Here is an 11,795-nt window from a genome sequence, read left to right as displayed (position 1 = left end):
TGATGAAAAGTCCGGAGCAGCTCTTTGTCCTATTCTGAAGCTGTAAGTGCGGGAAAAAGAAGATACAAAAAACGGCCCCTTCATCTCTGAAGGAGCCGTTAGCAATCTAATTAAATAAGTTGTGAGGCTTAGCCTTGGCTGCCGATCAGAACATAACGCAGAATAATCAGAACTGCCAGCACCCACATCATCCAGTGGATATCATATTTCTTCTTGCCTGCCAGATTGGCTACGCCAGCAAGGATTACATAAGTTACAATCCCGAACGAAATCCCGTTAGCAATGTTATAAGTAAACGGCATAATCGCGAAGGTCAGGAAGGCCGGAATTGCATAAACCATATCCTGAAAGTCAATTTCACGGATCGATTGAGCCATAAGCACACCTACAATAATCAGGGCCGCTGCAGTAGCTGAACCAGGAATCAGCGCAACTACCGGAGCCAGGAACAATGCAAGCAGGAAGCAGACACCGGTAGTTACGGCAGTCAGACCTGTACGGCCGCCTTCGGCAACACCGGCAGCACTTTCGACATAAGCAGTTGTAGTGGAAGTACCGAGCATCGCACCGCCTGTAACAGCAATCGCATCTACGAACATTGCGTTTCCGACCCGTCTCTTGCCTTCTTCTTTATCCTTCATAATTCCTGCACGTTCAGCAGTACCTACCAGCGTGCCAAAAGTATCAAACAATTCAACAAAGGTAAAGGTGGCAATCGCCGAAACAATACCGGTGTGCATAATGCCGTCCCAGTCAAATTCCATGAAGTTCAGCTGTGTGAAATCTGGAACCCAAGGGGTTTGCGGGCTGTTAAGTGTGCCGAAATCAACGGCGCCCATAAGAATGGCGACCAAAGTAGTACCCAGAATACCGAACAGAATTGCACCGCGTACCTGCAGCACCATCAGTACGGCGATCAGCAGCAGACCGATAATTACCAGCTGAACGTTCGTATTTTCCAGGCTGCCCATATGAATAACCGTTTCGAAGGAAAGGACATCTGTAAACTTGTTGGCAGCAATGTCGCTGCCGGATTCCACGCCTATCGTCATAAGCCCGCTGTTCTTAAGACCGATAATTGTAATGAAGAGCCCGATGCCGACTGTAATCGCATGCTTCAGACTGTCAGGAATAGCGGTGAGCAATATTTGCCGCACCCTGGTGACGGTCAGCAGAATAAAGATCAGACCGGAAATGAACACCGCGGTCAGACCCATCTGCCAGGTGAAAGGATGATCAGTCGTTTGCGATGCTAAAACTACGGAAGCAAAATATGCATTAAGGCCCATACCAGGTGCCAGAGCTACCGGGAAATTAATGAACAGTCCCATGGCAATTGTAAAAATACCTGCTGCAAGTGCTGTAGCCAGAAATACAGAATACCAGCCCATATCAATGCGGCCGAAGGCTGTAAGCGTGCCGGGGTTCACGGACAGGATATAAGCCATAGCCATAAACGTGGTCAATCCGGCCATAATCTCTGTACGTACTGTAGTGCCGTTTTCTTTCAGTTTGAAAAAGCGGTTCAAATGGTTCTCCCCCTAAGGTGTATGTTGTGTCTGAGCCCATAGAAAAGCCGGTATCTGATTAGACACCGGCCCGAAAAAAGAGAAGGTCCCTTATCTCCCCCCAGCCGGAAAGGCCGAAGGTCCTAATGGAATCGCTCTTCTTAATCGTAGCCAGGTCATTACGGTGACCTCGTAGAGACTTCCGGGCCGATCCCCGGAATTATACGAATATTTATGTTGCTCAACGCTTTTCTATTTTAGGTGTACATGACATGACTTGTCAATGGCAAATACGAACATTGCACGTAATGTTTTTGTTATTGTTCGTAAATAAGACAATTTCATGAATCCGTCAAGCCGCTTTGGCCCCCAGACTTCCAGAATACGGCTATGCCATGCAATGAATGGATCGGATTCACGCACGCTCCCGCCCTGAAATTCCCTTCTGTTCTAGAAATGCCCTAATTTTTCGGGGTTATGCAGGAGTTGCCGAAGAGGTGAAGCGGTATTGGGGGAGGAACGGGAGGGAGATTGGGATGAGGCATGCAGTGGAGAACTATTATCCTCACGGATGAGCAAGTGTGCGTTGAGATGAAATGAGACAAGATTAGATGAGTCGAGATGGATTGAGATGAATTGGGTTGGGTTGAGATGGATTGAGATGGATTGAGATGGATTGAGATGAATTGGGTTGGGTTGGGTTGGGTTGGGTTGGGTTGGGTTGGGTTGGGTTGGGTTGGGTTGGGTTGGGTTGGGTTGGGTTGGGTTGGAAGGTCAATTGAAAGTTCGTAACGCTCAGAGGGATTTATACTTCTCTTTTTGCTGCCAAAGCCGGTTTTCGCACATTCAGAGGGATTTATACCTTTCATTTCCCCACCTTAGCCGATTATCGCTCAATCAGAGGGATTTATACCTCTCTTTTTGCTGCCAAAGCCGGTTTTCATACATTCAGAGGGATTTATACCTTTCATTTCGTCCGGGCTGGAGAGGCCGACTCTGTATTACCGGAATGATTCTTATCTAAAAAAAGAGCCGGAGGCGCCGTAAACGGCACTCCAGCTCTGTCTTTAATAACATTTAGATTTCAGCCTATTCCCACTCAATCGTTGCAGGCGGCTTGGAGGTCACGTCGTAAACAATACGGTTAACGTTGTCTACTTCGTTGACGATGCGGACGGAGATTTTCTCCAGTACATCCCAAGGAATACGTGCCCAGTCGGCCGTCATTCCGTCGATGGAAGTGACCGCACGGATACCTACGGTGTAAGAATAGGTACGTTCATCCCCCATAACGCCAACACTCTTCATGTTCGGCAATGCGGTGAAATACTGCCAGATTTCCTGGTCCAGACCGGCCTTGGCGATCTCCTCACGCAGAATATAGTCGGAATCACGGACGATCTGCAGCTTCTCTTCCGTAACTTCACCCAACACACGGATAGCCAGTCCCGGACCCGGGAACGGCTGGCGCCAGACAATCGCTCTTGGCATGCCCAGTTCTTCACCCAGCTTGCGGACTTCGTCCTTGAACAATGTATTCAGCGGCTCGATCAGGCTGAACTTCATGTCTTCCGGCAGTCCGCCGACATTGTGATGTGATTTGATGGTCTGTGCGGTTGCTGTTCCGCTCTCTACAATATCAGTGTACAGCGTACCTTGGGCCAGGAACGAGAAATCGCCCAGCTTGGCCGATTCCTCGTCGAAGCAGTAGATAAATTCATTGCCGATAATCTTGCGCTTCTGCTCGGGGTCGGAGACACCGGCCAGCTTGCTCATGAAACGCTCCCGTGCATCAATCTTCACCACATGAATATCGAATTTGCCGACAAAGGTTTCCATTACGCTCTCAGCTTCGCCTTTGCGGAGCAGGCCGTGGTCAATGAACATACAGGTCAGCTGATCGCCGATCGCCCGGTGAATCAGCATCGCTACTACCGAGGAGTCTACACCGCCGCTGAGGGCGCAGAGCACTTTTTTGTCGCCGACTTTAGCTTGGATATCCTTAACGGCATCCTCAATAAAGGATTCCATCGTCCATTTGCCTTCACAGCCGCAAACCTCGTACAGGAAGTTCGAGATCATCTCATTCCCGTTCACGGAGTGGCGTACCTCAGGATGGAATTGCACTGCGAAGAATTTGCGGTCTGCATGACTCATTGCCGCAATCGGAGCACTCTCTGTGCCGGCATCAAGCTTGAATCCGGTCGGAAGCTCCACTACATGATCGCCGTGGCTCATCCAAACGGTCTGACCGCTCTCCAGTCCGGTAGCCAGCACAGCGCCCATTTCAAAGTCAACGTTGGCCTTGCCGTATTCCCGCTTGTCCGCACGTTCAACCTTTCCGCCTTGCTGGTGGGCCATAAGCTGCATACCATAGCAGATACCAAAAATCGGCAGACCCAAATCATAAATAGCCGGATCCACATGAGGTGCATCCTCGGCGTAAACACTGCTTGGTCCCCCGGAGAAAACAATCCCCTTCGGTGATAGTGCTTTGATCTTCTCAATTGGCGTATTGTACGGCAGAAGCTCGCTGTATACCCCCAGGTCCCGAATTCTGCGCGCGATAAGTTGGTTATACTGTCCTCCAAAATCGAGAACGACGATAATTTCATTTGGCTTATTCATTACGTGCCTCCCTTGATTATTGGATTCATTATACTCATGGTTAATTCTTACCGTCAAGGAAAGGAGGGCACGTAATCCATAAGCCTTTTGCCCGTAAAGTCCGGCATTGCAAGGATCGGAGCAGGAGGAAAAAAAGCCGGGCGTCTCTTTTGGAAAAACTGCCCGTTTCCGCTTAGGCCAGACGGAAGGTAATGGTCAGGCAATGGCCGATAAAGGCGGCGGCTTCAACGCCGTCCTGCGGCCCTGCCCGGCCGGGGGGCGCCGCCCCGGCCGGACTGTACGCCAGTGATTCCCACTGGCGTACGAACTGCCGGACCGCGGCGCTAAGCCGCGCGTCCTCGATCGCCAGGGAGGCTGCGTACTCCCTGGCCGTCAGGCCTTGCGGCGGCAGGCCGTACCGCGCCGCAAGGCTGCCCCAGGCCAGCGCGGCGGCGCGCAGCTGCCGCTCGCGGCCGGTCCTGCTGGCGCGCAGCGCCGCCGGCAGCAGGGCCAGGCTCCGCCGCCAGCGCCAGGCGGCGGCGAGCACCAGCGCCGCCGCAGCGGGCGGCGCCGGGTTCCCGCCCGCCGGCGGCAGGGCGGGCAGGGCGTCCGCGCGCAGCGCAGCGGACGTCTCCTGCGGCGCGGCAGCGGGGAGTGCCGCCGGCTCCCGGGCGGCAAAAGCAGTCCCCGGCGTAGGATCGAAGGGGACCCAGCCCGCGCCGGGGAAATACACCTCCACCCAGGCATGGGCATCAGCCTGGGTGACCTTATAGCGCGGCTGCCCGCTGCCGCCGGCCTCAGGCGTCCCCGGCCCGTAGCCCTGGACATACCGGGCGGGAATACCGCTGCTGCGCAGCAGCACTGTCATCGCCGTTGCGAAATGGACACAATAGCCCTGCTTCGTGGTGAACAGGAAGTCATCCACGAAATCCGCAGCGGCCGGCGGAATTCGGGTCTCGAGCGTGTAGGTGTAGCCGTTTTGCAAATAACCTTGAACGGCAGTGACCGCATCATAGCGGTTATCCGCAGAGGCAGTGAGCTGTCTGGAGAGTGCGGCAATCCGTCCGGACAGGTCTGCCGGCAGCTGCAAATATGAGTCCGTTACAGCCTGGGGGTCCGCTGTGTCCAGCTTGCGCAGTACTGCAGGATCACTCTCGGGCAGCAGTGACTTCACTGTGTACCCTGTAATTCGGGCAGAGCCGGAAACTTTCGGCAGACGGAAGCGGTCCCTCTCCCGGTTAGCCAGCACATACCCCAGCCCGCTCCCGTCCTTCAGCTCCACACGCTCCACATCCGCTACCGTTCCGGCACTGAACAGCGGGAGGCCACCGGAAGAGGGCACGTCAAACTCAATCCGCTGGACCAGCATCGCTTTGTCTCCGAATGCGGATGCTGACAGCTCCCGGGAAGGAAGCTCTCTTAAATTAAGCGGTGCATATACTGTGCCTTCCCTTATCCAGCGGCGGCCGTCATAATAGGCAAGGCTCTCTCCCCGCCAGTAGACCGGGCGGCTGGCAATGGCCGTAAATACGGGCGTTTTGCTGGAAGACAGCGGCGCTCCAAGCTCCCCTTCCCCTGTGCCGTATCCTGTAGCTCCCGCTGAAGGCTGCAGTTCCTTCGTCTGATTTAAGACCCGGCTTTCGCCCCATTGCTGCAATTGTGTCATCACCGTCTGCAGTGTAACGGGTGCAGCCGGACGCGGGCCATACAGCTGTCCCCCTGTCCAGGCTGCTGCTGTCAGCAGGGTGGCGGTGATCAGGGCAACGCCTCCCCAGCGGATGTAAGGAAGCTCGCGTTTCTCCGTCCGCTCCTTCAGCCGCAGCAGTCCGCTGAGTCCCCGCATCCAAAGGATCAGTCCTGCCGTGACCAGCACATTGCTTGTGGTATTCAAGCCGAAGGCCATATCCAGTACAAGCAGATAAACTACAGTTACTATCGTGAACAGGGACGTACTTCCCCTGTACAGCGCCAGCTGCTGCACGGAAGCAACCAGCAGGCCCCAGCCCAGTACCAGAATAAGCAGCCTGCTGTCCTCGCTTAACTCCGACACCTGACCCGTGAAGAACAAAACCGTATCCTCCGGAATTCCAGCCGCGTAAGCTCCCAGCCATCCGGGACCCTCATTTCTGGCACATGCCCAGTACCAGGTCAGGATGATCACCACAGACTGGACTGAAAATTGCAATACACCGGGAACCCGGAAGCTGCCCCACAGGAGCAGCGCACCTGCCGTAAGCATCAGAATCTCCAGCAGCTCTGCCGTGTCCGCCGTTTTCACCGAACGGTGTAAAGGCATCAGCCACTCCGTAAACATTCCCAGAATGACCAAAGAGAACAACAAACGGTAAGACAGAGGAATGCTGCCTCTGTTTCCCGTCTGACTGTTCTCCGCTTGTTCTAGAACAGGCTGCTGTATAGGCTCGGGCATTACCTGTATACTCTGCCCGTTTCGTTTACGTCTCCCAGATAAAGCGTCCGTCATTGCCACAGCATCCGTTAGCGGCCTATCCCAGAGTCGGTCTCCCCGGAAATTCATGAAGCTCCGCCTCCTTATGCCCGTCTGGCGGAACCGGATGCAGGCAGTACATCCTGGCTCCGAGCCGGGCCAGGCTGCTTCCTATCGTTCCTGCAGTATGATGCTTATATTCCACTGCCGGATTCCGCCACATGTCCGTCGCAGCGGGAGCTGGCTGATCCCATACATAATACAGCTCTACTCTCACACCTTGTACAAGGAACCTGGCAAGTGTCCGCGCAGCCTCTTCCTCCAGCCGTCCTGTAATGACGGCGACAGTCATACCGGGAATCCAGCCCTTCGATGAATCCTCCAGCAACTGGCTGAGGCTGCGCGTGCCGCTAGGTGTAATCTCGGTTAGCATATCCTGCACTCTGCCGGGAAGCTTCCCAAGCCCCTCATGTCTGGCCATCCCTTCCGGCCAGCCGCCGCTGAACAGCTGGACATAGGCTCCGCTGCGCTCCGCTGACAGCATCAGCCCCATTGCTGTAGATACAGCCCGTTCGAAGGCTGGGGCTGCCGTACCCCGCTGGCTGCGCGGGGTCAGGGCGCTATAAGGAATCTCGTAGTTCTCCGGGCTGTTGGCCAGCACAATACAGGTCATGCGACCTTCTTCCCGCTCCGGCACCCGGCTCTGCAGCGAGCCCTTACGGGCGCTGTTCTTCCAGTGGATCCGGCTGAGCGGATCACCCGGTGCATAATCACGGATATCTGCTGCTTCACCGCTGTTCCGGCTCCGCTTCAGCGACAGCGCATCTCCGGGCATGAGGATGCTCTCCGGCAAGGTTCCGCCGATATAGAGCGGCCTTGGAAGGACTTTGAAGCCTGCCTTCCCTTCGGGCCAGCACCCGCCTGTGAACAATCCGGGTAGATCGCCCCAGCTCATTCTGCAGCCGTGAAGCTGATGGATGCCGCGCGGCATCTCATGAAGCTTATAGACATAGTGGAAGGAGCGCCGAAAGCCCGGAAACAGCAATTCCTGATGCCAGCCGCCGCTCCAATAATCAGTGATAAGCATCCACGGGACCGGGAGCCAGGTGGTGAAGCTGACCTGCACCTCAACATTCACATGATCTCCGGCTGCCGGGCGGGCAGGAGACATGCTGCGGATGATCTTTACGCTGCGCGGCCCGCAAGCCTGAAGCAGGAATCCCCCTAACATCAAAAGCCCGCTGGCTGTCAAGAGGAACAGCAGGGAGGCTCCGCCCCGCCAGGCATATAGTGCAGCAAGCACTGCAGTGATAGCCAGCATACGCAGCCACTGCCACGCCATACTGCGGCCGTGCGGATGAAGCCTTCCTGCAGCGGCGGATAACTGGCCCTGCTGCTTATTTTGTGTCTGCTCTATTAGTGATGAATAGGACAATGGGACAACCTTCCTTTGCGGTCATAGACTAGCTCCGCAGCATGTCTCCAGAAATCGATGGAAACCGTACTAGGAAGCCTACTATTGCCTATTCTTCCCACGAAAAAGGGTACCCAAACCTCGCAAATCCCCTTCTGTACTATGGATTCCTGCGATCAGCCCGCTTTGACCCGGCGCTCTCCCCCCGTCACCCGGGCCTCCAGCAGCGGATGACCCGTAACCTCAAGCAACTCGCGCAAAGGGAGCCACAAGGAAGAGCCAATCATTTCTACATTGGATTGTCTGTACACGGTGGTGCCATCGTCCGAAGCCAGCGTGAGGCGTTTTTGGACCGCATCCGCACTGACATGGCGTCCGTTCCAGATGATACTACCGCTGCGGGTGGCTGCATTCCAGCTCACCTGTCCGCCCAGCCTTTCAATAACTGCCCGGAGCGGAACCATATATTGCCCTTCGATAATCCGGAATTCTCCCGGCTCAAGCTTCGCTTCCAGCATTCCCACTTCCAGGGCAAGCGGCTTGCCCGGTCCAAACAGTCCGGCATTCGGAAGAATATTGGAGGCAATCCAGGCCTTGGACGGTTTAGTGCGATCCGCCGCTGCAGCCGCAGCGGAAACTCTGAACTGCACCGGTTCCTGCCCTGCATCCAGTACACCAAACGTATATCCGGCAGCCTTGTATCTTGCGATAATCTCCGGCAGCGCCTTCGCGCTTTCGGCATGGCCTGCCCCGTCATGGAGCAGCAGAATAACGCTGGAAGCCTTCATCGAGGCGACCGATTGACGCAGGATCTCCGCTGCAGGCACTCCTTTGCGCCTCGAGTCCCCGCTGTCTACGGTCCAATCTATGACGGTATATCCCGCTTCCTTCAGCAATTCAAAGTAGGTCGTATCAAAATGGCCGTAGGTTCCCCCCGGTGCACGGACAAGCTGCGGCCGGAGACCTGTTATGTCCCGCACCACTTCTTCTGTCTGCTTGATCTGATTCCAGAATTCCGTGAATCCGCTATATAAATCATGGTAATTATGATTATAGGTATGATTACCGATGGCATGCCCCTGCTCCCAGATAGCATTGATCAGCTCGGGGCGGCTCCTGGCCTGTTCTCCCAGCACAAAAAAGGTTGCCTTTACGCCCTGCTTGCGCAGGGTTTCCAGCACTGCAGGCGTCACATTACTGGGGCCGTCGTCAAAAGTGAGGTAGACCGTCTTTTGCACCTTCTTCTGCGCCTTCTTCTGCACCAAGGGCATAATAGCTGCCGCAGGTTTCCCGGTTACTGCAGATACTTTGGCTGCATCATTCCCTGGTGTACTGCGGCTTATCGGGACGAAAGGCGGCGTCACAGCTTGGCCAGGAACCGGGGATACCTTAACCGGACTCACAGCCGGCTCGGGCAAATCTTGCGTCGCGGCAGCCGGAAGATTATTCTTAGAGAGTACAGATATTACACTTACTATTATTGCCATAGCAAGCAACCCGCGGATGATCGTCCGGCGGATCAGTGTTCTTTTGCTAACCTTCATCTTCTCTACCTCCAGCATTCTATTGGCGCTTCAAACTTATTGGTAGATTGTATGAAGACAAGCTTCAAAATAGAATTAGGCATGCTGCCCTTGGAGAGTGACTTGGTTATGGAAATGCTGAAATGGATTCAGGAGTTATTCGCCAATTACGGTTATAATGTGCTGTTCTTTGGACTTTTGCTGGAGTTTGTAGCCTTGCCTTTTCCAGGGGAGACAACAATGGCCTTTGCAGGCTTCCTTTCTTACACTGGGAGGCTGGATTTCCCGGCGCTGGTCGCTGTGGCTTTTGCAGGCACTACTGCCGGAATGACCATAACCTATCTTATCGGCCTAAAAGCGGGGCTTCCCTTCATTCAGCGCTACGGCAAATGGTTTCTGTTCTCTCCCGCCAAGCTGGAGAAGACGCAGCGCTGGTTCGAGCGGTACGGGAGTCTCCTGATTTCCATCGGCTATTTTATCCCTGGAGTCCGCCACTTTACCGGTTATTTTGCCGGCATTACCGCTTTGCCCTTCCGTAAATTTGCAATGTACGCCTACGGTGGAGCCCTGCTCTGGGTACTGCTTTTTCTGGGCATCGGCAAAATATTCGGACCGCAATGGATGGGCATTTTTCACCTGTTCGAGCTGTATGCACCTTGGATCATCTCCGGTCTTGCGGCCCTTGCTATGCTGATCGTCATCTACCGCTACCGCCGTACACTGGCTATCCGTCTGCTCCGGCGCAAACCGGATCTTGAACTGAAAGCCAAACTGAAGGAGACTTCCAAGGGCCGCTGAGGCCTTACCTTTGCATTATCGAAAATAAGCAGCCAGGCGCCTTCCCAATGATTTTTTCGGAAAGGCCGCCCTGGCTGCTTTTTTTCATACGCCCTGAACTTTAGTTTTCATACGATATCTTCTTCTGCCTGCTTCTTGTTATAGCGTATCCAGCCAGCAGCAGCGAAATTCCTGCGAATCCCGCCCCGCCGGCGAACCCGAGCATACGCGGCTCTACGTATTCAAGCAGCCAGCCGGCGCCCAGCATTGATATTCCCACGAGTGTTCCGCCCACCGCCGACAGCATTCCAAAAATCATAGGCTGCAGCTGAACCGGCGTCTCCCGCATGACAAGAGTATCCAGACAGGCGTTGCCGAGTCCCCCCGCCAGAGACAGCAGTATATACAAGAAGAAGACATGAATGAAATGATTGCTTGCGCTGATTGTCATATGCAGCAGCCCTTCCAGCAGGAGACCCGTGAGCGCTATGGTCAGCAGCCGCTTCTGTAGCAGCCGGCCGGCAAAAAAGCTAAGGCTGAGTCCAATCCCAAGTGCCGCATAAAAAGCGCCAACCCCGGCATCTCCGGCATGAAACTCCTGTACAGCATATACACTGATCAACACATTGTCCCAGCCGTTAATAACCGGAACCAGCAGTTCATACCCGATCACAATCTGCAGCGCCAGGCTGCTACCGGCCACAACTTTTAGAGTCTGAAAACGTCCTGCCGTTCCTTCCGCTGCAGGTTTCTGGAACACTTCCTCTTCTGCCTGTACAGCTGACCTCCCGTCAGGCTGTGGGAAACGGAGCCCCCATAGCAGCAATGCCGCCACTAAAAAGGATGCTGCATTCACAATGAACGCCATGTCCGGACCGAACCAGAGCGAGACGATACCGCCAATAAATGCGCCCAGAATGAGCACACAGCCGTTCATGAGCTGTTCCAGGCCGTTGATTCTAAGCAGAGCAGAGGAATCGGCCAGTAAAGGAATCGATGATTTGCGTACCGGGCTATATATCGCTTCTCCCGCAGCCATTAAGAAACTGCCGGCATAAAGCACCCAAAGCCTGCTTTCCCCATTGACCAGCAGAAATGACAATGCCACAGGGATACGCAGCAAATCTACCGCAATCATAATGGCTTTGCGCGGCAGCCTGGTAGCCAGCATCCCCCCAAGTGGAGCCATAAAAAGATAGGGCAGCACCCGTACCCCGAGTGAAATGCCTACCGCCAGGCCCGATCCGGTCAGCTGAAGGACCAATGCCAGCATGGCTACACTGCTGAAACGGTCTCCTATTCCGTTAATCAGTCCGGCAGCGAACAGCCTTGAATATCCCTTCAGCCGCTTCCCCGCAGGAATCGTAATCCCGTTAACCATTGTAATAACCCTCACAATTCAAGTTAAATAAATATCTAATTAGATACTAATCGAATTAAATAGATATGGCAATGCTTTCTTTTCTTTCACCGGCGGAAATTATAGAATGATTGTTGATTGCCTTATGGAAATTTACTGA

At 54.4% G+C, this 11,795-nt stretch carries 7 protein-coding genes and 1 riboswitch; of the genes, 1 reads left to right on the top strand and 6 read right to left on the bottom strand.

Annotated elements, in window-relative coordinates:
- Window positions 1–128 precede the first annotated feature (128 nt).
- The 5 genes from JRJ22_RS02495 to JRJ22_RS02475 all read right to left on the bottom strand — a co-directional run bounded on the left by JRJ22_RS02495 (window position 129) and on the right by JRJ22_RS02475 (window position 9,519).
- Window positions 129–1,529, bottom strand: a complete 1,401-nt coding sequence (locus JRJ22_RS02495) for an NCS2 family permease (RefSeq protein WP_206103071.1) — start codon at window positions 1,527–1,529, stop codon at window positions 129–131.
- Window positions 1,530–1,656: 127 nt separating this feature from the next.
- A riboswitch (purine riboswitch) is annotated at window positions 1,657–1,756 on the bottom strand.
- An 841-nt stretch (window positions 1,757–2,597) separates the two neighbouring features.
- On the bottom strand, window positions 2,598–4,136 hold the full coding sequence (gene guaA, locus JRJ22_RS02490; RefSeq protein ID WP_206103069.1) for a glutamine-hydrolyzing GMP synthase: 1,539 nt from the start codon (window positions 4,134–4,136) through the stop codon (window positions 2,598–2,600).
- Window positions 4,137–4,308: 172 nt separating this feature from the next.
- Entirely contained in the window at window positions 4,309–6,651 is a 2,343-nt protein-coding gene (locus JRJ22_RS02485) for a DUF4129 domain-containing transglutaminase family protein (RefSeq protein WP_206103067.1), read from the bottom strand.
- Window positions 6,620–7,996: a DUF58 domain-containing protein gene (locus tag JRJ22_RS02480; RefSeq protein WP_206103065.1), complete on the bottom strand. Its 1,377-nt coding sequence runs from the start codon at window positions 7,994–7,996 to the stop codon at window positions 6,620–6,622. Before JRJ22_RS02480 ends, JRJ22_RS02485 begins: the two co-directional genes overlap by 32 nt.
- 155 nt (window positions 7,997–8,151) lie before the next feature.
- Window positions 8,152–9,519: a polysaccharide deacetylase family protein gene (locus JRJ22_RS02475; RefSeq protein ID WP_206103063.1), complete on the bottom strand. Its 1,368-nt coding sequence runs from the start codon at window positions 9,517–9,519 to the stop codon at window positions 8,152–8,154.
- 108 nt (window positions 9,520–9,627) lie between these two features.
- On the opposite strand from JRJ22_RS02475, the gene JRJ22_RS02470 reads away from it, so the two are divergent.
- Window positions 9,628–10,296 (top strand): DedA family protein, encoded by a 669-nt coding sequence (locus JRJ22_RS02470; RefSeq protein ID WP_206103062.1) that lies wholly within the window; start codon window positions 9,628–9,630, stop codon window positions 10,294–10,296.
- A gap of 100 nt (window positions 10,297–10,396) precedes the next feature.
- Here the strand turns inward: JRJ22_RS02470 and JRJ22_RS02465 are convergent, their stop codons facing one another.
- Window positions 10,397–11,656 carry an MFS transporter gene (locus JRJ22_RS02465; protein ID WP_206103060.1) on the bottom strand — a complete coding sequence of 420 codons (1,260 nt, stop codon included), beginning with the start codon at window positions 11,654–11,656 and terminating at the stop codon, window positions 10,397–10,399.
- Window positions 11,657–11,795 lie beyond the last annotated feature (139 nt).

Origin of the sequence: Paenibacillus tianjinensis (genome assembly GCF_017086365.1) — a bacterium.
In the GTDB taxonomy this organism is placed as follows: domain Bacteria; phylum Bacillota; class Bacilli; order Paenibacillales; family Paenibacillaceae; genus Paenibacillus_AQ; species Paenibacillus_AQ tianjinensis.
The sequence above is the reverse complement of the archived record's forward strand: the minus strand, read 5'-3'. Positions and strand labels throughout refer to the sequence as shown.